This is a genomic window from Pseudobdellovibrionaceae bacterium, assembly GCA_019637875.1.
In the GTDB taxonomy this organism is placed as follows: Bacteria; Bdellovibrionota; Bdellovibrionia; order Bdellovibrionales; family Bdellovibrionaceae; genus JAHBUW01.
Map to the genome: position 1 here is coordinate 18,658 of JAHBUW010000012.1, position 23,453 is coordinate 42,110.

At 51.6% G+C, this 23,453-nt stretch carries 25 protein-coding genes and 1 pseudogene; 5 read left to right on the plus strand and 21 right to left on the minus strand.

The genetic code is table 11. From position 1 onward, the window contains the following. Positions 1-265 precede the first annotated feature (265 nt). From KF767_14525 to msrA, 11 genes and pseudogenes are all read right to left on the minus strand, one after another. A protein-coding gene (locus KF767_14525; protein ID MBX3019099.1) for an IS3 family transposase occupies positions 266-1,389 on the minus strand; the annotation gives its coding sequence in 2 pieces (ribosomal slippage) (positions 266-1,125 and positions 1,125-1,389; 1,125 coding nt in all). A 63-nt stretch (positions 1,390-1,452) separates the two neighbouring features. Next, positions 1,453-2,088 carry a hypothetical protein gene (locus tag KF767_14530; protein ID MBX3019100.1) on the minus strand — a complete coding sequence of 212 codons (636 nt, stop codon included), beginning with the start codon at positions 2,086-2,088 and terminating at the stop codon, positions 1,453-1,455. Between the two features lie 440 nt (positions 2,089-2,528). Continuing rightward, positions 2,529-3,014: a ribose 5-phosphate isomerase B gene (rpiB, locus tag KF767_14535; protein MBX3019101.1), complete on the minus strand. Its 486-nt coding sequence runs from the start codon at positions 3,012-3,014 to the stop codon at positions 2,529-2,531. A gap of 16 nt (positions 3,015-3,030) precedes the next feature. Then, positions 3,031-4,458 carry a dihydrolipoyl dehydrogenase gene (locus KF767_14540; protein MBX3019102.1) on the minus strand — a complete coding sequence of 476 codons (1,428 nt, stop codon included), beginning with the start codon at positions 4,456-4,458 and terminating at the stop codon, positions 3,031-3,033. A 161-nt stretch (positions 4,459-4,619) separates the two neighbouring features. Next, positions 4,620-5,281: pseudogene (locus tag KF767_14545) on the minus strand (peptide-methionine (S)-S-oxide reductase). Between the two features lie 9 nt (positions 5,282-5,290). Then, on the minus strand, positions 5,291-6,565 hold the full coding sequence (locus KF767_14550) for an acetyl-CoA C-acetyltransferase (GenBank protein MBX3019103.1): 1,275 nt from the start codon (positions 6,563-6,565) through the stop codon (positions 5,291-5,293). Then, positions 6,562-6,870, minus strand: coding sequence for an antibiotic biosynthesis monooxygenase (locus tag KF767_14555; GenBank protein MBX3019104.1), 309 nt, complete (start codon positions 6,868-6,870; stop codon positions 6,562-6,564). Before KF767_14555 ends, KF767_14550 begins: the two co-directional genes overlap by 4 nt. A 273-nt stretch (positions 6,871-7,143) precedes the next feature. Further along, positions 7,144-7,686, minus strand: a complete 543-nt coding sequence (gene msrB / locus KF767_14560) for a peptide-methionine (R)-S-oxide reductase MsrB (protein MBX3019105.1) — start codon at positions 7,684-7,686, stop codon at positions 7,144-7,146. A 20-nt stretch (positions 7,687-7,706) separates the two neighbouring features. Continuing rightward, on the minus strand, positions 7,707-8,147 hold the full coding sequence (msrB, locus tag KF767_14565; protein ID MBX3019106.1) for a peptide-methionine (R)-S-oxide reductase MsrB: 441 nt from the start codon (positions 8,145-8,147) through the stop codon (positions 7,707-7,709). 39 nt (positions 8,148-8,186) lie between these two features. After that, positions 8,187-8,423 carry a glutaredoxin gene (locus tag KF767_14570; GenBank protein MBX3019107.1) on the minus strand — a complete coding sequence of 79 codons (237 nt, stop codon included), beginning with the start codon at positions 8,421-8,423 and terminating at the stop codon, positions 8,187-8,189. A 30-nt stretch (positions 8,424-8,453) separates the two neighbouring features. Continuing rightward, on the minus strand, positions 8,454-8,942 hold the full coding sequence (msrA, locus tag KF767_14575; GenBank protein ID MBX3019108.1) for a peptide-methionine (S)-S-oxide reductase MsrA: 489 nt from the start codon (positions 8,940-8,942) through the stop codon (positions 8,454-8,456). Between the two features lie 117 nt (positions 8,943-9,059). Between msrA and KF767_14580 the strand changes: the two genes are divergently transcribed. Both KF767_14580 and KF767_14585 read left to right on the plus strand, forming a co-directional pair. Next, on the plus strand, positions 9,060-9,986 hold the full coding sequence (locus KF767_14580; protein ID MBX3019109.1) for an AraC family transcriptional regulator: 927 nt from the start codon (positions 9,060-9,062) through the stop codon (positions 9,984-9,986). 11 nt (positions 9,987-9,997) lie between these two features. Then, entirely contained in the window at positions 9,998-10,738 is a 741-nt protein-coding gene (locus KF767_14585; protein ID MBX3019110.1) for a hypothetical protein, read from the plus strand. A 533-nt stretch (positions 10,739-11,271) separates the two neighbouring features. Here the strand turns inward: KF767_14585 and KF767_14590 are convergent. The 6 genes from KF767_14590 to KF767_14615 all read right to left on the minus strand — a co-directional run bounded on the left by KF767_14590 (position 11,272) and on the right by KF767_14615 (position 15,687). Next, positions 11,272-11,979 carry a hypothetical protein gene (locus tag KF767_14590; protein ID MBX3019111.1) on the minus strand — a complete coding sequence of 236 codons (708 nt, stop codon included), beginning with the start codon at positions 11,977-11,979 and terminating at the stop codon, positions 11,272-11,274. Between the two features lie 582 nt (positions 11,980-12,561). Continuing rightward, positions 12,562-13,011, minus strand: a complete 450-nt coding sequence (locus KF767_14595) for a hypothetical protein (GenBank protein ID MBX3019112.1) — start codon at positions 13,009-13,011, stop codon at positions 12,562-12,564. 274 nt (positions 13,012-13,285) lie between these two features. Further along, positions 13,286-13,462, minus strand: a complete 177-nt coding sequence (locus tag KF767_14600) for a hypothetical protein (protein MBX3019113.1) — start codon at positions 13,460-13,462, stop codon at positions 13,286-13,288. 2 nt (positions 13,463-13,464) lie between these two features. Beyond that, positions 13,465-14,160, minus strand: coding sequence for a recombinase family protein (locus tag KF767_14605; protein MBX3019114.1), 696 nt, complete (start codon positions 14,158-14,160; stop codon positions 13,465-13,467). A 30-nt stretch (positions 14,161-14,190) separates the two neighbouring features. Beyond that, complete coding sequence (locus tag KF767_14610; GenBank protein MBX3019115.1) at positions 14,191-14,559, minus strand: hypothetical protein; 369 nt, start codon at positions 14,557-14,559, stop codon at positions 14,191-14,193. Between the two features lie 69 nt (positions 14,560-14,628). After that, positions 14,629-15,687, minus strand: coding sequence for a right-handed parallel beta-helix repeat-containing protein (locus KF767_14615; protein ID MBX3019116.1), 1,059 nt, complete (start codon positions 15,685-15,687; stop codon positions 14,629-14,631). A 204-nt stretch (positions 15,688-15,891) separates the two neighbouring features. Between KF767_14615 and KF767_14620 the strand changes: the two genes are divergently transcribed. Next, positions 15,892-18,249, plus strand: coding sequence for a PAS domain-containing protein (locus KF767_14620; GenBank protein ID MBX3019117.1), 2,358 nt, complete (start codon positions 15,892-15,894; stop codon positions 18,247-18,249). Between the two features lie 20 nt (positions 18,250-18,269). Further along, positions 18,270-19,142 carry an NAD-dependent epimerase/dehydratase family protein gene (locus KF767_14625; protein ID MBX3019118.1) on the plus strand — a complete coding sequence of 291 codons (873 nt, stop codon included), beginning with the start codon at positions 18,270-18,272 and terminating at the stop codon, positions 19,140-19,142. A gap of 9 nt (positions 19,143-19,151) precedes the next feature. Here KF767_14625 and KF767_14630 read toward each other — a convergent pair whose 3' ends face one another. Next, on the minus strand, positions 19,152-19,523 hold the full coding sequence (locus KF767_14630; GenBank protein ID MBX3019119.1) for a diacylglycerol kinase: 372 nt from the start codon (positions 19,521-19,523) through the stop codon (positions 19,152-19,154). Then, positions 19,520-19,948: an EamA family transporter gene (locus tag KF767_14635; GenBank protein MBX3019120.1), complete on the minus strand. Its 429-nt coding sequence runs from the start codon at positions 19,946-19,948 to the stop codon at positions 19,520-19,522. Before KF767_14635 ends, KF767_14630 begins: the two co-directional genes overlap by 4 nt. Before the next feature lie 93 nt (positions 19,949-20,041). Here KF767_14635 and KF767_14640 point away from each other — a divergent pair, with 93 nt between their 5' ends. Next, on the plus strand, positions 20,042-20,407 hold the full coding sequence (locus KF767_14640; protein MBX3019121.1) for a Spx/MgsR family RNA polymerase-binding regulatory protein: 366 nt from the start codon (positions 20,042-20,044) through the stop codon (positions 20,405-20,407). Between the two features lie 12 nt (positions 20,408-20,419). On the opposite strand, the gene KF767_14645 is transcribed toward KF767_14640, so the two are convergent. After that, the gene (locus KF767_14645; protein MBX3019122.1) at positions 20,420-22,108 is read right to left on the minus strand and encodes a DUF3365 domain-containing protein; all 1,689 of its coding nucleotides are present in this window, start codon (positions 22,106-22,108) and stop codon (positions 20,420-20,422) included. A gap of 181 nt (positions 22,109-22,289) precedes the next feature. Further along, positions 22,290-23,435 carry a hypothetical protein gene (locus tag KF767_14650; protein ID MBX3019123.1) on the minus strand — a complete coding sequence of 382 codons (1,146 nt, stop codon included), beginning with the start codon at positions 23,433-23,435 and terminating at the stop codon, positions 22,290-22,292. Between the last annotated feature and the right edge of the window lie 18 nt (positions 23,436-23,453).

Here is a 23,453-nt window from a genome sequence, read left to right on the forward strand (position 1 = left end):
TTGTGCTGCCAATTTCTCAAGTCGTTCTTGAACAAGATTGATGACATCGGGGTTTTGGGAAACCTGTTCCATGAGCTTCATGGCTCCTTCGATTTCACCTTCGACTCCTACAATCTCGCGCTGAACGCGGTCACGCTCAGACACAAGATCGCCTCCTTCTGCGCCAATAGATTTTTTCAAATTGTCTTCCACAAGATCAAAATGGCCGCTACGGAAAAGAATCTTGACCGGCCGGGAATTTTGCTACCACTTACAATGTTAAAACCTAGCTGACAAGGTTCATGTTCACCGTTCGCGTTTCTGGTGCTTTCGGTGGTCTTCCTCCGAGTGACGAATGCGGTCTAACCTCGTTGTAATGCCGACGCCACGATTCGATGACGACCCTTACTTCGAGTAACGAGTAAAAGATTTCACCATCGAGAAGCAGATAGCGCATTTTGCCGTTGAACGATTCGCAGTAGCCGTTCTCCCAAGGTGATCCGGGCGCGATGAAGAGCGGCTTCACCCTCAGCGTCTTGAACCAACTCAAAAGTTTCTTGGCCACGAACTCAGGGCCATTGTCTGACCTGATGTGCTCGGGAATTCCATGTTCTATAAACAAATCAGCTAGAGCCAAGATCACATCTTGCGAACGAATACGCCGAGCGACGAAAGATGCAAGGCACTCTCTCGTATACTCGTCGATAATGTTCAAAATTTTGAATTTTCGCCCGTCGTGAGTTTGCTCAGAAACAAAGTCGTAACTCCATACGTGATTGCGATGAGTAGGTCGTAGCCTGATACAAGAGCCATCGGCGAGCCACAGTCGTGCACGCTTCGGTTGCTTCTGCGGCACCTGAAGGCCTTCTTCACGCCAGACCCGGTGAACAGCATCGCGGCCAACTTCGAACCCTTCAAGCTGCATCATCGACGTGATCGTTTTGTATCCGTAGCGACCGTATTCTCCAGCAAGCTCCACTATTCGCTCGTGGGCTCGAACTCTGGCTGGATCCACAATCGGAACGTAACGTTGAGTTGTCCTGATTTGCCCCACGACGCCGCACGCTTTTCTCTCCGAGACCTTGAACATCTTCTGTAGATGGATCACGGCCTCTCGACGGCGAGCGGGGCTTAGAAGTTTCCCGAAGCGACTTCTTTTAGCATGGAGTTTTCCAACGCCTGATTTGCGACGATCTTTTTGAGCCGAGCATTTTCCTGCTCGAGTTCTTTGAGCCGCTTAGCTTGATCGACTTTCAAACCGCCGAATTCGTTTTTCCAACGAATCACGGTTTGCGAGGTCACGCCGATTTTTTTCGCGGCCTCTTCGAGAGTTGCGCCACGACCTTGTTCGAGCTCGACAGTTCTGAGGTGCTGAATAATCTCTTCGGCTGAATATCTTTTTCTAGGCATCTGAATCTCCGACTTTCTGGTCCGAGATTAACATTGAATCTGGACCGGGTTAAGCCGGCCAGGTCACGCCGAGAAATTTCCAAGCTGACTTTCCGTTGTCGGGCAAACTTCACGATAAGATTTTGTTCCTGGCGAAGTAGACCAAACCATTGCACCCTTTGCCGTCATTCCAGCAACACCGCAAGTAACGACATCGCGGAGAAAGTTTGCGGTTGCTTTCACGCGGCCTTCTTCCATGCGAGCATTTATCTTCAGGAGATCACCCAACACAAGGGTTTGGTTGTCGATGGTCCAATAACCAGAAACAACCCTCTCTTTATTGCGTTTATGCGTGTAGCCGTTTGCGGTGTAGCTCTCGATTTCCTTTTCTTCATATTGCGCGACGAACTTGCGATCCGGAGTAAGTACAACCCGTACCTCGGCCAAGAGGTCATTTCCTCTTTCTGATTTTCCAACCAGCGTATCTTCGATCAAAAGATACTTGAAGTAGACGCCAGATTTTCCTCGACAAGTTCCTTGTTCGGCATACATCAATTTATTGAAATCGAATTTATCCTGCGGAACATAGTCTGGCTGACGATTCGGAACTGGCGTCGGCTTACCCGTATTTGCAGACTGCGAATGTCCACTTGATTTTTCTGAGCAAGCCACAAGGCTCACACTCAACAACATTAAAAACGTAACGATTGCTTTTTTCATTTCACACCTCTTAGTGATTTTTGTTTCAGCCGTTGCCAATCAACGACTTTCGAGGTGTGCGTATTTCAATGAGTGGGCCATACCAGAATACCTGCAAGGAACAAAACTTAACTGCCTGTAATTGCAGAACTATTTTCCGCTCTAGGGGCGTTAGTTATTCTGCAAAATTCGAGTTGTAGTTCCAGATTTTTGCAGGGCAATCGGCGAATCTTACAGAATTTTATGGACTTAGAAAATCTACGAAAACTTGGACGTCCTACAGAAAATCGTATTGATCTCTGCAAATCGTAGTAGAGAGATATGCACGCCGAGACATCGCGAACGCTCCTGACGAGTAGACCTCAAAGAATGTTATTTCGGGTTGATACAGAAAAATAGGAATGTACCCAGAGTGATTCATGATGACTGCGCGCCGGGTTCTATACGTCGCTATTATGTAATCAATTGCGAGTTTTCGCGAGCGAAGATGCTATCGAATTTGTAGAGCTTTGTAGGGCTGAAGAATCTATTTTTGCGATTCGACGGGCGTGGCGTCCTCCCTCGAAATTAGTATCAATCCAGGTGTCTACGATTGTTAAAAGCTGATCCTCACCGATGAGGCGCTGGCCAATTGATATTGCGTTTGAATCATTGTGCATCCGAGCAAGTCTTGCCATTTCGACGTTTAGGCAGAGACAGCATCGGACGCCCCTGAATCGATTGGCGACGATGGCCTCGCCGTTGCCCGAGCCGCCCAGAACAATCAGCCGATCAACCTTCCGCTCTTGAAGGGCTCTTGCGGCCGGAGCAATGTAGTCGGGATAATCACAAAGCTGCTCATCACTCGTTCCAAAGTCCTCAAACTCAATCTGCTTAGACGATAGATATTTTTTCACGAGCTCTTTGTATTTGAAGCCAGCATGATCTGAGGCAATGGCTATCTTCATGTGACCGCTGTCTCCACTATTCACACATCGACGTGTCGTGCTCTTGGCAGACAGCGATTTCCAAAGGTGACCTGACCTCCGGCAACTTCTTTGCGAGATCCCTGAGCGCCGTTCTCAAGCCCTCTTCAACAACAGGATGATAGAATGGCAGCTGAAGCACTTCTCCTACTGTCATTTTTTGAGAGATCACCCATGCAAGGGAGTGCGCGATGTGTTCACCTGATGGAGCGAAAAGTTCAGCTCCTAGGAGGCGATTATTTCTCTTATCACCATAAACTCTCAGGTGGCCTTTTTCACTCAACATCACGATTGATCGACCCTGGCCTTCGAAGCTAACTTCTCCATATTCAAAATCTATTTTTTCCTTCACGAGATCGCTGTAGCGTTTGCCGACCGTCGCGATATTCGGGGAAGAGAAGGTGATTCCTAGCCAAGTTCGTCTTTCGTACTCTTCCGCCTTCTCGTGACAGGCGTTATAGCCTGCTATCGCGCCATCATCAGCAGACTCATGCAGAATTGCTTTTACTCCATCGACATCGCCCGCGATGAAGATGTTCTGTGCATCACGCAACTGGCAGCTCTTTGCGTTAAAGTAGGGAATTCCGCGCTCATCGAGACTGAGCCCGAGGTTTTCGATGCCAAGATTCGATAGATTAGGTTGTCTGCCTACCGAAATCAGTGCCTTTTCGACAAGATATTCTTTGTCCGCAGTCTGGATGGAGAGCTTATCATCCTTTCTGGAAAGAGTCTGCACGCCGGAAAAATCAAGACTCATCTCTTGCGACAATTTTTCAGACGTATATTCAATCAGCTTTGGATCGCTCAGACCTGCAATTGTTCGGCCTTGAGAAATTCCAACCACATCAATGCCTAGGCGGTGCAACGCCTGGCCAAGCTCAATGCCGATAACCCCCAAGCCGATGACCCCAATAGATTGAGGTACTTTACGAAGTTCAAAGAACGAGTTCGTATCGATGAAAAAATCTGAAAACGCCAGCCATGGTTTCGGTATGACCGGACTTGATCCTGTCGCGATAATTATTTTCTTTCCACTGATTTTTTCGTCTCCAAGATCAACGACGTTCTTATTTACAAACCGGGCTCTTTTTGCAATAAAATGCTCATTTTTCCACTCTTCCATTCCACCAAGCACAGACCTGACGAATCGGTCTCGGAGTTTTCGCGTGTGGGACATGACTTTTTCGGAATCAATTTTTAAAAGCTCAGATCCGTCTATACCAGTTTCCTGAAACGAATTTCGTCGATGAAAATCGTTAGCTATCTGAATAAATGCTTTTGAAGGCATGCAGCCTACACGAGCGCAGGTCGTCCCTAAAATTCCGTCATCAATGATGACATAGCTCTGCGTATATTTAGAGACAACTTTTCTCGCAGACAATCCAGCGGTTCCTGCTCCTATGATTACAACGTCGTAATTTTTCATTTATATTCCTTAACTATCCAATATCGAAAAAATCTCAATCGAACCTGAATTTTGATTTTCGCTCACCTGCGAAATCCGTATTGGTGTAGATGTTCATTCTCTCGATTTTTCATTCTGGCGAGACTTCAGTGAGAATATCGTTCGCGTTTAGATTGCTAAATTTATCCGACCCTGTATGCCTTCTGCGCTTCTTGCGGCAGTTTTTTGAGCCACTGCGAAACGCTGAATCCTTTTTTGGCGTCGCTATTAAGTTTAGTAAAATACAAATGCTCATCCCACCTCGAACCAAAATCTAATTCCGCCAAACTCACTAATTTTTCATTTCGGCGAAGTCGATATTTTTGGTGGTAATCTTCCGCAGCCCAAAAGTAGGCCTTTTGATTTCCTGCCTCGATCACTTCCGGCGCGTTTTCTTTGCCCAGTGCTTGAGTCAACTCCTCAGCTACTTGCTTCTGTTCCTGATCAAACACGAACAGGATCGGGCGATACTGACCCTGCTTTTTACCGGGAACAAACCACGATTGAAAGTTGCCAACCAATTCTCTGTGGCTGATTTGGTTTTTGTCATAAATCACCCCTTTAACTTCGCATGGCCTTTAATATCGCGGTAGCTCGGCTCCAGAGTGGAAGCACCCGCATAACCTACGCGCGTTTGGACGACCCCGGTCATTCCGCCAAAGTTAGCATCAGGCCCCCAGAAGCAACCCATCGCGAAAACCGTTTGATTTAGCTTTCCTGCTTTAACGGCCTCCTCAATCGCCTCTGGAGTCGCAAAACTATAGTTCTCAAGGACGTCTTCTTTATTCAGTCGTTGTTCCAACATATTTTCCTCCTAACTTTCGAGAATTGTGGCCACTCCCATGCCGCCAGCAGTGCAGACGACAATGAGACCACGTTTGCCAGGTCCGGCTTTGTGCAGGATTTTCGCCAGTACCGCGACAATTTTAGCTCCAGTCGCGGCAAAGGGATGTCCTAGCGCGACACTACTCCCTCGCACATTCAGTTTCGAGCGTTCAATTTCTCCGAGAGGCTCGGAGCGACCGAGCCGCGTTTTACAATACTCTCGAGACTCCCAAGCCTTCATTGTGCAAAGAACTTGTCCGGCAAACGCTTCATGGATTTCGTAAAAATCGAAATCTTGAAGTTTCAGATTGTTCCGCTTCAACACTTCGCTGACCGCAACGGTCGGAGCCATGAGCAAACCTTCACCAGAGACGTAATCAACCGCCGACGTGTGCGAGTCCACAATCTTTGCCAATAGTGGCCAATTGTTCTTCTTCGCCTCTTCTTCTGAAGCCAGGAGGACGGTAGACGAGCCATCGGTCAGGGCACTAGAATTGCCCGCGGTTAGCGTGCCTTTTTCTGATCTGTCAAAGACTGGCCTCAACTTGGAAAGTCTTTCGAGCGTCGTGTCTCCACGCAAAATCCCATCGGTGTTTTTGCCAAGAAAAGGAAAAACCAAATCGTCGTAGAAGCCTTCTTTGTAGGCTTGAGCCGCATTTCGGTGGCTCGCCAAAGCCAATTCATCTTGCTCTTGGCGAGAAATTTTCCACTCCTTCACCATGAGTTCGCAGTGCTCTCCCATCGACTTGCCAGTGCGAGGTTCCACGACAGCTGGTAGTACGGGTTTAAAATCGTTTGGTTTGAAATCCAATATAACCTTGATCTTGTCGGCGAGTTTTCGAGCCGAGTTCAATGCGATCAATTTCTTCGAAAGACCACGACTTATCATGATTGGCAAATCGCTGTTGCTGTCGACACCACCTGCGATGCCACTTTCTATTTGGTAACTTGAAATCTTATGAGCAATCTGGATGGTATTTTCCAAACTGGTGCCGCAAGCCCGCTGGACGTTGTAAGCCGGAGTATTGGGATGAAGGCCTGAGGACTGCACAACTTCGCGGGCAAAGTTCCAGTTCGCCGAACTATGCATGACAGCGCCAAGGGCAACATCGCCGACGGTTTTTCCCGCCAAGTTATATTTGTCCACCAAGCTCTTAAGGCTCGCTATCATCAGGTCCGATGTCGTGACATCTTTGTAATCTGTCATTGATTTCATAAAAGGAACTCGTGCTCCTCCAATGACATATGCGGTTCTTGTTTTCATAATTTCCTCTCGGGCTTTGTGTGCCGCTCAAAAACTTCTCCGACCTTCACGTCGTAAGATTCAAAAATATATTCTTTGCCAAGCATCTTCGCTTTTTTGTGCTCAGGATGCTTGTCCCATGCTTCGAAAGCCTCGCGAGTCAGAAATTCGACCACCAGCACATCTTCGCCATTGGCGGAGGTAAACCTTTCGTGCTTGCCGTATCCCGGAATCGCCGCCACGAGAGCGGACATTTCGGAGTATCGTCTTTCAAATTCTTCTATGTGTTGTTCCGCCACACGGCTGCGGAAAATCGCAATAACCATTGTTCTAGTCCTTATAAACTCTATTCAAATAAATTTCGCTATTTCATCAAAGATTCCAACCACTTGTCAAGATCTTCGAGCTTCGGATTTCTTAGCTTTTTGGTCCCAATCAAAATGGTTGGAAAGTTCAATTTTGCGGTCGTGTAAAGTGATCTCAATTCGTTCGCAGCCGCATCGTCTTCATGAACATCCAGAAAAACGAATTGGACCCCTTTCTTCTCTAAGTGAGAGCGATAAAGCTGGGTTTTATGGCATTCTTTATGTCCGAACAGCTTAATCGACACGTCCTGTTCCTTTTTTCCTTTCAAAGAGCTTGGCGTATTCGCCATAACCCTCCGCTTCGAGCTTCGCCTTTGGAACAAAGCGAAGCGAGGCTGAGTTCATGCAATAGCGAAGGCCAGTTGATGTGGGGCCGTCGTTGAAGACATGGCCCAAGTGCGAGTTGCCGTGTTTGCTTCGAACTTCAGTGCGCGTTATGCCGAACTGACGGTCTGATTTCTCTACTAAATTCTCTTTCACAATGGGCTGGGAAAAACTCGGCCATCCCGTGCCTGAATCGTATTTGTCGAGAGAGCTAAAGAGAGGTTCGCCGGAAACCACATCAACGTAGATTCCTTCCGCTTTATTGTCCCAATGCTCATTGTTGAACGGCCGCTCGGTTCCAGATTCTTGCGTGACGTGATATTGCATGGGAGTTAGCGTCTTCTTAAGATCTTCCCGGGCCTTCGATTTTGAATCCTCTCCGTCCCATGCTAGAGCGAGTTGGGCTAAGACAACCGCTGTCACGGCAAATACCATTAAAAAATTCAGTTTCATAAATTCCTCCACTTAAAAGATTATTCGACGAACTTCAACGACTCCGAATTGATGCAGAATCGGACTCCGCTAGGTTCTGGCCCATCCGGGAATACGTGACCCAAGTGAGCGTCGCATACGTTACAAAGAACTTCGATTCGACGTCCGTAGGTCATGTCCAATTCGTATTGAATGACATTGTCCTCGACAGGCTCGGAGAAACTTGGCCACCCGGTTCCCGAATCAAATTTTAGATTCGAGTCAAAAAGTTCGGTATCGCAACCCGCACACGCATACCTTCCGGCTTCATAAAAGGAACACAGTTCACCCGTGTGAGGCCGCTCCGTGCCCTTTTTTCGCATGACGTGAAATTGCGCCGGCGTGAGGACCTTCTTCCATTCATCTTCGCTTTTTTCGACTCGTCTTGGTGGCGCGGGAGTGCCGTTGTCGAGATGATTAGTGATACTTTTCCAGGTGAACATAGATTACTCCTTTGATTTCCTTTAGTTTCCAGACTTCTATTAGCCCTCAATCCACGAGAAGAAGTCAGTAGCTCCGCCGATAAATTTCCCATTCACAAAGATTTGGGGAACGGTTTGATGATTTGTTTTTTCCTTCAGCTCCATATAAATTTTCGGGTCATCGTCCAGACGCACTTGTTTGAAGTCGACCTTCTCAGCAGTTAGATAGTTCTTCACTCGCGTACAAAACGGACAATGGTCCTTCGTGTAGATCACGACATCCTTCAGCTCTTTCATCTCTTTTCCCTCATTAGTTAGGTTCATTGTTTAGTCTCTTTCAAAGTGGCAGGAGTAACCGTTCGGGTGCTTCTGCAAATAGTTTTGGTGGTATTCTTCGGCATCGTAGAAGCCTGATTCCCTCGCCACGTTCGTAACCACAGGGTTCTCGAAGCGACCTAATTCGTCCACTTCCTCAATAACGTCTTCAATAACCGATTTTTGAGCATCGTCCCGGTAGAACACCGCAGAGCGATACTGGGTTCCTATGTCGTTACCTTGACGGTTCTTCGTGGTCGGATCGTGAATCTTAAAGAAGTAATGGAGTATCTCTTTAAGAGAGATCTCGTCTTCGTCGTATTCCACGCGGACCGCCTCAGCGTGACCGGTAGCGCCTGTTCTAACATCGGCATACTGTGGATCGTCAAAATCTCCGCCGCTATATCCAACTCTGGTCGCTGTTACGCCGTCTAAACTTTTCAGAAGTTCCTCAAGACCCCAGAAGCATCCTCCAGCAACGATCACATAATTCAGTTTCATATAGCCTCCTTCATTTTCAGCTCTCAACTTATAGAATTGACTTTAAGGCATAAAAGGGTGGAATAATATGCTCGATAGTTCGGATAATATGACTTATAAGCCAACTGCGGAGTATTTATGGATGTCCTCAGTGCCATTTTAGATAAGGTCCAGCTCACTAGTAGCTACTGGTATCGGACGTCGTTTGCTGGTGATTGGGGAATCAATCTTCCAAAGGAAGATAATTTCGCCAGGTTCCACATCGTGACTCACGGCGAATTTTGGTACGAAGTGCCGAAACTCAAACTCAAGGCCCTGGCAGAACAGGGAGACATCTTGATTTTGTTTAAGGGAATGGAGCACACCATGACAAGTGCTCCAAAGATCAAGGCTGAGACCGCTGTTGAGTTTAGAGCTAAAGGTCATCTTACTGAGGCACAGGTTCTTGAGTATGGTGATCAGAGCAAACTAAAAACGAATCTCGTTTGTGGGCATTTTTGTTTTAATGGTGGCCCCGATCATCCATTTCTCAATTCTCTGCCACAAATCGTTCATGTCAAAAGTGTGGAGAACGCCCATTCGCCGTGGCTCGCAATGCTCTTAAGTATGTCCGAGCATGAAGCCAAGTCTGGCTTACCGGGTAGCAATGCTCTGGTGAGAAAATTGACCGAAATCATTTTTGTTCAAGCCTTAAGAATTCACATGCACAAGGCTAACAAAAAAACGGGGTTCTTTCGGCTGATCGAAAATCCTCACATCAGTAAGACGCTTGAAGCAATCCATCAAGGTCTTGAGCAGAAATGGGGCCTCGAAGAACTCGCCGAAATTGCGGGAATGTCCCGCACCAACTACAGCGTCAAGTTTAAGGAGCTGTCCGGAATGACACCTCTTGATTACCTAACGTATTGTCGTCTTGAAAAGGCGAAGCAACTTCTTACGGAATCCAGCAAGTCAGTACCCGAGGTAAGTGAGGCAGTTGGTTATCCGGCTCATGAACATTTTCAGAAACTCTTTAAGAAAAAAATCGGTCAAACGCCTAGCGCATACCGAAAAGCGAATGCTTGAAAGGTTGAAGTATGATTAAGAATTCCACGCCAATTAACACCGTCGCTTTCTGGGTGATTCTCATCGGAGGCGCATTCTGCCTGCTGATTCCTATGGTTGCGCCGATGCTACCCATTCAATACCTGAAAGGATACGGTGACATTGGAAGCGCTATTGGAGGCATATCGAGCCCGTTCGTACAAATCCTTGGCTCAGCAGTTCTATTTCTAGCCTTGAAAGCGCAGATTGATGCAAACGGAATCCTTCACTTGCAGATCGAAAAAGAAAATAAAAAAGAGCAGTTGAGGCACGAGATAAATCAACTTCATGAACTTTATTTGTTCGTCGAGAGGAACATTAAAAATTTTAGTTACGATCAAAAAATGATTGTTGATGGCAAGTCGCAGAAAATCCTTTTGCATTCACGGCGAGCAATTAAGTGTTTCATCGAAGATTTAGAGAATCTCGAAGTTGATATCCATAATGATGCTGACGTGCTGATGTACGACGGGGTCAAAGAAATCATGAGCATCTTGAACAGTGTTGAGCTTTTTTTCGAGAAGATTAAAAACAGCAGCATCGAGGCCTATCACAAAAATTTTCACAAAACCTTGATGCAACATGAGCTTCTATTCAGCATTTTCCCATATCAAGAATTGGACAACAAAGCACACTTAAAGCAGGAGCCTTGTCCCGAGTGCGGTGAATATCATGCGAACTATCCACCTCTTATTTATGATCGCTTACAGGAGATTAAAAAAAGTTTCTTTTAAAATTATGAACTTCTGAAATATCGATTGGGCAATTTAAGTGGGTGTTCCTAGAGGAAAACAGCGTCACGGAGAAAGTTTAGACTTTTCGAAATAGGTTGCTCACACGGCTTTACATGAACTGTTTCTCTTGTTTTGTATACATTCAGGCTGACGTAATCCTTTCCTCCGGCCTCCTCAGCATACAGTTTGAAGCTGTTTCCGTCGTTAAAAGTGCTTTTATTAACAATATAAATTCGGTCCTGGTACCGAGCTTTAGAGATGCCATCACGTATTATTGAGATTTTCTGAAAGAACCAATCTGGAAAGACATTCGAATATTGATCGGGATTCTTCTCTTTCATGAGGAAAGACTATTACGCTTCTACATAGGGTATCTAGTCAACGAAAACCTTGTGAGACAGACATCTAAATCTGAACAGAATGGCTCCGCATTTTGAGTTGAAACTCAAACAAGCGATTGTCCAGTCTAAGCATTCTAAAAGGAAGGAGGAAATTGATTTTTTCAATTATTGAATACAAATCGTTGCTTCGATTCATTTGCTAATCACTTCAAGTTCTTCGTACCAGACTTTGAACTCTGCAAATTCCTCACTAGCGCCATAGATTTCCGAAAGCCATCTGACAAATTCTAGTGTGGGAAAGCCAGCACCAAAAAGGAAACCCTGGGTGATCTCTTCGGTGATATCGTTAGTGCTATCCTCGAATTTTTGGATGAATGCAGGTGTGAATGGAAATTCCAGCCAAAGAGAAGGGTGTCGGCGCGCAAGCACTGATAGATCATTGTGAGAGTTCAAGAGAAAGCATGTCTGTTCTTTCGAGACGCGACGATGCTCGCGAACAATTTTGATGAACTCACCACGGTAGCGCCTGTGCTTCGAGCTGGATTCTGGGCTCGCATTAACCATTTTCTTCTGAAGAGGTCGGAGTCGGCGCGGAAGCGTTTCAAATATTTTCGTAACTTGTTTCGGTTTCTTTTCTTCAAGCGATTGAGTTCGGAAAATGGCGGCGACTCTCCAGTGCTTCTCCTCATTTCGCAACATCAAGTGTAGATGGTAGTGCTTCTTTGCTCGCATCTTCACGCGCCAGAATGCACTTCGCAGCTGCGATCTGAAGCATCTTGCAGGATTTAGAGATTTTTGTACTAAAATCTCCCAAAGACCAGGCGCTTTTTTCGGCGCGACTACCGCAACAAATTTTTTGTATTCAGCTTTGGGAAGAGACACAACTTCGTCATGTTTCATCGGCACTCCACAGAAGCGAAAGCCCGCAAGTGAGAGCTAGATTCATGGAGGTGTTTAATAGGCCCCAAGAAGCATGGCGCTGATCCAAGAACTTGGTGAACTGTGTGTGCGTGAAAGGTTAAAAACTGCAACATTTTGCTCAAGCGAAGCTCCTTTCGGCCCATTTTTTAGGCACGCGACCTTTTGGATCGCCGCATCTATAGGGAAAGAATAAATAAAATAGGATATAACCTATCATATATGAGCCTCATATAAAAGGCTCATATATGGCCAGTCAGCGATTTAGGTCACGAATAACCTAAGTCTATGAAACCACGCGATAAAAATTCCACCTCACCCCGATCTGACGCAGAATTTCGACTTCTCAAAAAAATTGGACAGCGAATTCACAAGAAGCTGCACGATTTAGACAAGCCCGTTGAGTGGCTGGCCTGGGAAAGTGAAACTTCCAGGGCCACGGTACGAAGAATTTTTGATGCTAACAGGAATGTTGGACTACTAACTTTGGATCGAGTAGCCCACGCGCTCGGCTACAAAGATGGAGTAATTGGTTTACTCAACGATCTTTAAGTAGAAGGGCCACTAGCCCCCTTCTTGCTCGATGAAGTCTTCAAGAGTTTGGATGCTGAAGTAAGTAGATCCATTGTCGAAGGAAAGGATGTTTCCTTCGGATTCCTCTACGGATTCATAATCGCCTAGCGCACAACGCCAGCCCACAGGATCGTTTTCTTTCATTAGAGTTACCGTATCGAAAGTCATCCAACCAACTGTGGTTTCTTCAGGATAGCACTCACGCATAGATTGCTCGAAAGTCTCTTCTAGATCGACCGCTTCAAGCTCAGCTTTCAGAATGTGCTTGATGATCCAGTCGGTGCCGTATTCACAGCCGACTTCAGGTAGTAAGCGCATGAGATCATCACTGCCACAAGATTTGCAGCAGCCAGTGGGAGCCTCTTTATAGCATCCGTAGCAGAATGGAATGGAGCGATTAAGGGCAATTTGTTCGAGTTTTTGTTGGATTTCGTTTTTCATAGGAATCTCCTCTTTAGCGTTGTCGTTTCCCCTCGTTTTGAGGGCTTCTTCGCCCTGGCCTTGGAAGCCCGACGAGGGGAAAAGGAAGAGCAGGTAAATTCCCTCGGACCGACTAGCGAAGCGGGAAGCGAGAGTGAGTGCCAGGAGCGTTAGCGTATGGCGCGAGGGACGCGGAGGGACGAATCAGGGAATTTGTTGGAACGACCGCCAGCAACGCTAAAGAAATCAGGAGATGCCGAACGAATCCGGCAAATCCTCGTTCTCTTGCCCACTGCTACTTCTTTACTGGTAGAAGCATAGGTCGGCCCCACTTGGACGCTTGCGAGTCCTTGAGAAGCTGATATTGGGCCACGCGCACTTGCTGGATGAACTTCGGGAGCTGTCCGGTAGCTGCGGCAGCAAGAGCAGCGGCCACGGCGATTTGAATAAGTTTGTTTGGAATCTGGATCATGACTATTTCTCCTTGTTTTGAGTTTCGTGTTTAATGATTTGGTGAACTGTTTCATGGTGCCAACGCAGCCCTCGACGGGGTGGAACTTTGCGGTCATTCAGGTGATTTGCGATAGCCGTGAGGCTCTTACCTGACTGCCACAGCCTGAGAATTTGAAGGACATTTCTATATTCTTTGGGGTCTTTCACAAGCTGACCCTCTAGCCTTGCGTAGCCATAGCGTTGGACAGGAGAGCTTGCTTGAATGGTCCGCTTCGCCTTCTTAGTTGGCTTTCGGTTGCCAACTCTCAAGGTTAGTCCACTAGCGGTAAGGGCTTGTCGAATGGAACTTTTCGCAAAGCCTGTCTTGCTCTCTATTTCGCGTAGAGTATATCCGGCCTCGTAAAGAGGCGCGGAAACCTCGAAAATCCGCTCTTGTGATTTTGGAAAAAACTTAATAATATCATGGGGTATATTGAACTTTAGTGGCGGTGTACTTAGCTGTGCTCCACGTCCACCATTCGTCAGTCTTTTCGAACCACCGACTTTTAAAAATTTGGAAAGCGGTTGGGATTCTTCAAATGACTGAGAAATACAATAAAACAGAGCTACAAGAAGCTCTGAAAGTTTTAAAATCCCTTCTTGATAAATGCAGTAAGGCCAAGACTTCCGTAAAAGAGAAATCCTCGCAAGAAACCCTGCTTGCTCGTCAACTGACACTCCGCTTGAGCCTTCGCCGTAGCTCGATCTCTAGCGAAAACGCTCGATCTGTGGTTTGAGCGTTTCCCAGCACTCTCGTGTGTATTTGCGGAAGAAGAAGGGTTGAAGCGAACGGCCACGCGTATTTTTCGTCAATATACGTTGCTTCAACCAAGGCATTTGGAAGCCCGACCACTCGCCGCCAGGAAGTGCAAACAAGTTGAACCTCAAAGCGGGAAAGACTTCAAAGAAAAGGATCTCGCGTAATTCATCGATCGTGTATTTTGAGTCGGCGCAGGCTTTCGCCATTCTTTCGAAATTGATCTCGGTATCCATAAAGAGCATTTGCATCGCATCCCAGACCGGTTCTCGATCGGCGACGTCCTCTTCGATCTTTTTGGCGGCGACAGATTGACTCATATTCACGAGTTTCACGTTGAAGACATCTTCGGTCAACAGGTCGCCGTTTGGAAAGAGAGGCGCGACGCCTTACTTCGCCGCGCGGGTGGAGTTGCCCCGCACCGTATTGCCATCTTCGTCCACGCGGATCATGTGCTCGACCGGTAGCTTGTAAATCACGTTCCCGGTGACGACGTTGTCGCGGGCGAAATCGCGGTTGTCGACGCTGCTGCCCCACGGGAAGCCGGCGTCCATTTCGCAGTACGAGCGGCCGCCGTTACGCGAGGCGATCCAAATCGACGGATCGCGCCCTTGGTAACGGTTGTAGTAAAAGAAGTTGTTTTCGATGCGGTTGAAAGACGCCGTCGCGTGACGAATCGTGCCGCCCTCGCCGCAGTTACGGTAAAGAAAAATTCCGCCTTCGCTGAGCCCCGACAGATAGTTCCCGCGGATCAGATTGTGGCTGGAGGCATCGACGGCGATGACCTCGCGTGAGGTCTTCACATGCAGTTGGTTGTTCTCGATGCGGTTGTGGGCGGACTCGGTGTCCAAATAGATGGCGACGCTCGAAGAACGGCCGTTCAGCACCGAGTGGCGTAAAGTGAAGTAGGTCGTGCCCGGCGAGACATAGAGCGGAATGCCCGCGTTTCCGGTGATCGTCGTTTTTTCGATGAGCACGCGAGTCGGCGCGGCGGCGCGCGCGCGTTCCGTATGGCGCTCGTCTTCGCGGGACGAAGCGCGCAGGTTTTCGCCCTCGCCGTTGCGGTCCATGCCGTAGATCCGCACGCTGCCGGTGATACGGCAGTTTCGGATTGTCACGTCGCTGGGTCGTGACCAGGTGGCTTTACCTCGCGCATCCATTCCCTTCACGCTGCGGATGAACAGCGCTTGGCCATTTTCGGCGATCAGGCGCGCGCCCCGACAGTCGAAGGTCAGTCCGCTCGCGGCCGCGCCTTCGATGAGCACGCGTTTGGTGATGACGTCCGTGGATTTCAGTGTGGGCGCGCAGCGAATGCGGATCTGGGCCTCACCCCGAGTGGCCGGAGCGAGAAGCGCGCTCATCGTTTTGGGGCCGCAAGTGGGGGTGGCGGCGTGGACCATCGGTCCCGCCGTCAGAAGAGTCAGAATCGTGTAAAGGGCGCAACGCATGGAAGCCTCCGATCGAGTCTTTAGCGTACGCGGGGGGTGGTGGTCATTCCAGTCACACGCCGCACGCGATCGCCTCATTCCGGGATGGGGGCGGAGGATTTACGCCCCATTTTCTTGGGATCTGTCCCAGAATCGGTCGCCGGACCCGGACCTGGACTTTGCATTTGGCCCAGGATGATGAAGATGATCGAGGACTCCCGATCCATGACCGCATCTTTAGGGCCCCATCTTGAAAGCCAATTTTCTAGGCTGAGCGCGCTCTGGCGTAAGAAAAGTCCCCAAACAAATCACGCGCGCATCGATGCCCACGTTTCCCTCACTTCGGAGCTCGATACGTTGATCCTCGAGATTGCGCGCGGCATGGCGCGAAACGAAGACCGTCTTTCCAGCGAGGCGATCCTGGCGGTGAACCGCTACCACGAAGGTTTTCGTAAGCTCGGTCGCAAGGACGTTCACCGACTGACGCAAGATTTTTCATTGTGGCGTGAAATCGTTTTGGATGAATTTCTGGAGGGGCCCGTTCGGGATCCTCGCGAACTTCATCGCTTCTTGCACCTCTTGGATGAGGCCGCGACACGGGCGACGTCCGCTTTTTTCGAGCGCGCGCGCGTCGACTCCGAAAGAAAACTACGAATCGAAAAGCACAAACTGGCCGCGCTGTTCGACCAGACACCGGCGGCGTTAGCGCTCTGGCGCGGCGAAAAACTGATCTTCGAAAAAGTGAATCCTGAATACCAAAAGATCTTTCCGCAACACCAGCTGGAAGGTTTGCCGTGGGAGATCGCGCTTCCCGAACTCATGGATCAGCCCTTCGGCGAGATCCTGCGTGAGGTCTTGCGGACCGGGAAGCCCTACATCGCCAAAGAAATGCGTTGCCTGATTCCCACGTCGCCCGGCGGTCCCATGGAGGAGCGTTATTACGATTTCACCTACGCGCGCATCCTCGACGCCGAAGGGAAGCCCTACGGTATTTTCGACCACGCCGTCGACGTGACCGAAAATGTGCGCGCTCGCCGTCGTGCCGAAGAAAGCGAGCAGATCCTGAAGCTCACCGCCGATGCGGTGCCCGCGTTGATCGCCTATCTGGATCGCGATTTCAATTACCGTTTCGTGAATAAGGGATACGAAGAGTGGTTCGGACATCCGGTGGAGCACTACATCGGTCGTCCGGTGCTGGATATCGTGGGTGCCGAGGTCTACGCGCGGGTGAAGGGGCGGTTCGAGCGGGCCCTCGCCGGAGAGATCCTGCAGTTCGACGAGGAAGCGCATTATCCCCAGGGGGTCCGGCAAATCCGCGTCTCTTACGCGCCGGATGTGGACCCCGCGACCGGCGAAGTCCGCGGGATCGTTTCTCTCGTGCAAGATGTTTCAGAGCAGAAAGCCGCCTCCGACGAACTTCGCTACGCGAAAATGAAGGCCGAGGCCGCGAACGAGGCGAAGACAAATTTCCTCGCGAACATGAGTCACGAAATGCGCACGCCGCTTGCGGCGATTCTGGGGTTCGTGGATGTCCTGAAGGATCCGAACTCCACGCGCGCCGAACTTCAACGTTATCTCGACATCATCGAAAGGAATTCAGGGCAGCTCCTGAGCATCATCGACGATATTCTGGATCTCGCGAAAGTCGAGTCGGGTCGGCTGGATTTTGAGAGCGTCCGGGTTTCGCTTCCGGGTCTCTTGGCGGACTTCGCGTCGCTCATGGGGTTTCGCGCGCGCGAGAAAGGGATCGCGTTCCGGGTCGAGGCCACGACCGCGATTCCGAACTGGATCGAGACCGATCCCATGCGTTTGCGGCAGATCCTGACGAACGTCGTCGGGAACGCCATCAAGTTCACCACGCACGGGCAGGTCACGCTCCGGCTCGAGGTGAAAGACGAGAAGCTGAGCTTCGAAATCGAAGACACCGGGCGCGGGATTTCGACCGAACAGGCCGCGGTGCTTTTTCAACCTTTCATGCAGGCGGACGCGTCGACGACCCGAAAATTCGGCGGAACGGGGTTGGGGTTGGTTTTGACAAAACGTCTGGCACGGTCGATGGGTGGGGATTTCGAGTTGAAGCGCAGCCAGCTCAACGTCGGAAGCACGTTCGCCGTGTCGGTCGCCGTGCGGGTTCCGGAGAAGACCTCTTGGTCCGGTGCGGGCGAAGTTCATTTCTCTTCGCGGGCGGTCACGTCCTTGCCGATCAAGACTCCGCCGCTGCAAGGCCTGCGGGTTCTCGTCGTCGACGACTCTCCGGATAACCAGGCCCTCCTCGGCGTTCTGTTAACGAAATCCGGTGCCGAAGCCGAGTTCGCGTCCGACGGCGCGGAAGGGGTGCAGAAGGCGCTCGACGGCAAGCCGGATCTGGTTTTGATGGATATCCAGATGCCGCGGATGGACGGTTACCAGGCCCTGGCCGAGCTTCAACACCGGGGGTTCGACACGCCCGTCATCGCGCTCACCGCGCACGCCATGAAAGAAGAGCAAGAACGCGCCGAGGCGAAAGGTTTTACGGACTTTGCGACCAAACCGCTTCAACGCGACAAGTTCATGGAAATTTTGGAACGTTACCGCCGTCACTAGTTCCGTGCTAAATCTGAAGCATGCGCCAAATCCTGATCCTCGGTGGAACCCGTTTTTTCGGACGTCATCTCGCACAAAAACTCGTCGCGCGCGGCGATGAGGTCACTTTACTAAGCCGCGGTCGCGTGGACGATGGCCTAGGGGATCGCGTTCGTCGGATCACCGCCGATCGCACGCAACCCGATGAGCTTCGCGCGGCGCTCGGCACGCGCGATTGGGATCTCGTCTTTGATCAGATCGCGTTCACCGCGGCCGAGGCGCGCGCCTTGGGCGAAATCCTACGCGGTCGAACGGAGCGCCTGATCTTCACCTCTTCGCAATCGGTTTACGGAATGGGGGCGGGGCTCGCCGAAGAGGCCTTCGACCCGCTTCGGGCCACCTACGCCACCGCGGTCAGCGCGCAGGACGATTACGCCGAAGCGAAACGTCAAACCGAAATCGAATACATGAAGTGCGCGGCGCTTCGGCCCGTTCTGGCGCGGATGCCGCTCGTGATCGGTGTCGACGACTACACTCAGCGTTTGCGCTGGCATGTGGAGCGTGTGCGTGAAGGCAAACCGATCTTCCTACCGAATCCGCAGGCGCGTTTGGGTTTCATCCGCTCGGACTTCGCCGGTGAGGTGCTGGCGCAACTTGCGGATAGCGCGCTCGTCGGTCCCGTGAATACGGCTTGCCCCGGCGACATCGCGCTGGAAGAGCTTCTCGGATGGATCGGCGAGGCTGTCGGGCGGCCGGTCGTTTTTGCGGACGCGCCCACGGATGAGAACCACTCTCCCTATGGTGTGCCGGAAACGTGGACGATGAGCTTAGCGAAGCTCGAAAGCGTGGGGGTGCGTGCGCCCGAGCTGCGGCACTGGCTTCCGGAGTTGATCACGACTTTGGCGCGCGCTTAAACGCGCGAGTTAAATGGGGCCCGCGAAGCGGATCCAGGAGTAGGCCGCAAACACGATCAACGAGGCCAGGCTTGCGATCAGCACCGCGCCCGCGAGCGCGTCTTTCGCGAAACCGATCTCGGGATGATGTTCGGGATGCAGGCGATCGATCATCGCCTCGACGGCCGAGTTCAAAAGCTCCAAAGAGATCACGAGCGCGGCGGCTAGCGTGAACACCGCGATCCAGGGGGCGGGTGTTTGGTCCCAAACGCAAAACACGATCAGAAAAACGACCGCCGCCGCGTGTACCTTCAGGCTCGCTTCGCGCCGAAACGCCGCGAGGACCCCGCGGCCCGCGAATCCCAGACGTCGGCCGAAGTTTTGTCCTTTGGCCGAGCTCATAGAACAAGCACCAACGAGCCCGCGAGAATCAGCGCGCCACCCAGCCAGGTCTTCAGATCCGGGCGTTCACCCAGAAAAATCACGGCGAGAAGGATGGCGAACGCAACGCTCAGCTTATCCACGGGCGCGACTTTGCTGACGGGACCCAATTGCAGCGCGCGGTAATAGCATAGCCACGAGGCCCCGGTTGCGAGTCCCGACAGCAATAAAAACCACCACGTCTTGGAGCTCAGCGACGTCAGGCCCGTCCATTCGCCGCGGTAACTCAAGATCAAGGCCAGAACACCCAAGATGATCAGACAGCGGATCCAAGTCGCAAGATTCGAGTTCACGCCGACCACGCCGAGTTTTCCGAAGATCGCCGTCAAGGCCGCGAACAGCGCCGCGCCCAAAGCAAAGATTCGCCAGTCGTCCGTGGGGAACATCTCGCCTCCGTGCCCCAAGGCTAACGGGGAGCGGAGCGCCACGCAAGAAGCTTTCCGCGTGCCTCGGCCCCGCGCCCGCGGTAAAGACGGGGGATGCCGATCAAAATTTATGAATACTCGAATTGCAGCACTTGTAAGAACGCCCTCAAATTCGCGGAGGCGCGCGGCGTGAAGTACGAGAAGCTTCCCATCGTGGATCAGCCGCCGACCGTCGCCGAGTTGAAAACCATGCTCGGACACTTGCGCGAGCAAGGCTTCGACTTCAAGAAGCTCTTTAATACGTCAGGTGTGCAGTACCGCGAGCTCGGGATCAGCGAGAAAATCAAAGCGGGCATGACCGAGGCCGAAGCCTTAAAACTCCTCAGCACGAACGGCAAACTGATCAAACGCCCTTTTCTCTTAACGGCGAAGGGCGGAACCGTGGGTTTTGATGCGAAGACCTGGGGCGCTCTGCTGTAAGACGCCCGGCCTTCAAGCCGCTTTCTGGCCTTCGATGGTTTCGCGTAATTTCTGAATCGTGACGTTCAAAGACGCCGACTGCTCGGACAGTCGCGTCGCCGCGTCGGCGGATTCATGACTGCGTCCCGCGTTTTGCTGCGTGACTTGATCCAGCTGGTGCATCGCTTTGGTCAGCTCCCGGACTCCTTGATCCTGCTCACGACAAGCCGTCGAAATTTCGGCCGCCATATTCGAAACCTGACCGACGTTCGTCACGATCTCGGACAGGACGCGGGCGCACTGCTGCGCCACGGTCGTCCCTTCCTCCACGCGCGATTGGCCAGAGGAAATCAACGCCCCGACTTCGGTTTGCGTACGGTTCACAATGGATTCGACTTTACTGAGGCTGACCTCGAGCAGTTCCCCGATCTCTTGCGAGGCGCTGCCGCTGAGCTGCGCGAGTTTGCCGACTTCCTCCGCGACGACCGCGAAACCTTGGCCGTGTTCGCCGGCGCGTGCCGCTTCGACCGAGGCGTTGAAGGACAAGAGCTGCGTTTTAAAAACGATGTCGTTGATGACCTGGGTCTTCGCGCCGATATTTTGGATCACGGCGACGATCTCGGCCATCTCGGTGCTGGATTGGGTGATACGTTTCATGATGTCGCTGTTGGCGTCGTGGATTTGCGTCATGGATGTCATCATCTGCGCCATGACCTCGTGGCCGTGTTCGGCCTTCCGGCGCGACTCGGCCGAGGTCGAAGATGTCGAGTTCGCGTTCTCGGCGTTTTTCGCGACCATGCTGCTCATCTCTTCGATCGAGGCCGAAGTCTCTTCCAGTGACGAAGCCTGGCGCGAAGCCGAGTCGGAAAGTCCACGCGCGGTGCCCGCGATCTGCTCGGACGCGGTATTGACGTCTTGGCTTGCCTCGGTGAGGCTCGATACGACTTGGGTCAAAGTGCGTAAAGGACCGCGCAGCGAAAGCGATGCGATCAAGACGGCGCACACTCCGCCCAGGATGATCGCGATGATCAACCAGCCGGCGGGATCGATCCACTGGCCTTCCACGCGCGCCGCCGCGACTTCCGCGATGTTTTGCGAGATCGCGACCACGCCGTGAAGTTTACCGTCGCTCCAGTTTTCCATCGGGTAGCCCAGGATGTCGCGTCCGTCGCCCCAGGGGCTTTTCTCGGGGGCTCCGTGGCACGTCATGCAGCCCTGGCTTTCGCTCAAGCGAACGGGGCGGTACATCTTGATGACGCCGTCCTCTTTCACGATGAGTTCCCGGAGCTCCGGTTCCTTCTCGAATTTTTTCAGGATCTCGATCTCGGGTGCGGTCGCCTTGTTCTCTTTGCGACGGGGATTTTCCGCGAAGATGCGAAATTGGTAATGATCGTTTTCAGAGTTTTTACTGCCGATCATCATGGTCGCGAAGATCGGGACCTGCTGCAGGATCTCCATGCGTTCCGCCTCGCTGAAGTGTTCGGGCGAGGAATGTTTCTCGCGCATGCGCAGGACGACGGAATCCAAACCTCCCTGGCGCGCGACGTAGTCCGTGGCGGCTTCCAGCTGGCGATGGATCGTGCGTTCACGCGCGATGATGCCTTCTTCCAATTCCTGCGCGTTGAAATGCAAAAAACCGAGAATGGCGACGATTGAACAGAGGGTTCCGGCCATGGCGACGATGGCCAGGATGCGGACTTTGAGACTCAGCTGCTGAAACATAACCTCTCCAAACGTGAAGATCTAACGAACACGCTTTCGGTCAATACGCGTGTAAGTTGAGAGGTTAGTCGGTCCTATTTTTACGGATTCTTAAGGTCACGGACGCGAAAGGTGACGAAGTCGGCCTTCGGTCGAGGTGAAGACGCGGGCCCGGCGTGCGGGCCCGTCTCAGAATGAGGGACTATTTCTCGTTCGTGAAGTTCACGAACTCTTGGAACAGACCTTGCGAGTACTTGATCAGACCGAGGGCCAGGCCGCGGTCGCACGAGTTTTTGTCGGCCACATCCGACGACGCGCCCGCGATCAAATCCGTCAACGCATCTTTCGCTTTCAACGCCGCGCCGGTCGCGCCGCCGCCGATTCCCGAAAGCAGGTACTGACGAATCAAGGTGCCCTTCACGCCGGTGAAGAACTTCGAACCCATCGCGATGTTCGACAAAAGGACCACGCGGGTTTTCGCGCCTTCCGGATAGAATGCGAAGACGGTCTTCGCGCCGCGCACCAGGTGATCGGCGTAGATCGCCTCTTGCGTGATGACCGCAGCCGGACGGCGACCGAAGTAGGCTTCGGCTTGTTGCATATCGGTGGATGAATTGAAGTCGACGCGGCTGATGACGTAGATCGACTCGTTACGGAGCTTTTCTTTGTCGGGGTTTTTCGAGAAGTAGTCGCGAATCCCGTCCTTCATGACCGCGCAGCCGTAGTCGCGCAGATCGAACACGGACAGCAGATAGTTCCGCGACAGATCGAGCGATTTGTAAGCGATGTGGTCCTCTTCCAAGGCTGAAGCGACGAAGCTTCCGGGAATCTGGAAGTGGTAGTGATCCAGGTCGACGACTTCCGCCATGTTGGCGACGCGCTCGGCGGTCAGGTTCATTGAGTTGAAGTCGCGATCGATCAAGGCGCTCAGCTTCACTTCCACGACGTGGGTGGTCGCTTCGCTTTGCGCGAGCATGGTCGCGGCGTCTTTGGACATCTTTTCGATTTTCGCGCGGCCGCCTTCGTTGCGTGAGTTCACGACCTCGGCGAACTCCGCGGCTTGGTTTTGGTACTGCGAAGCGCTCAAGGTCTGGGGTGCGGGCATCCGCAGGCCGCCTTGTGCCATGCCACGCAGCACGGGGGCGACTTCCATCGCGAAGGCTTTGCCCGACGCTTGGGTTTTCCATTCCGGGTAGGGGCGGTAGCTGTAAGCGTAGGAAGCGCGGTTCGGCTTCGTGTCTTCGAACATTCCGAAGTTTTCGCTTTTTTCGCTGAAGTTCAGGGTGGGGGCGGCGAAGGCGACGGTGCCGCAGCAGAGCAGCGCGAAGCCAAGGACGAAACGTTTCATTACAAACTCCTTATCGAG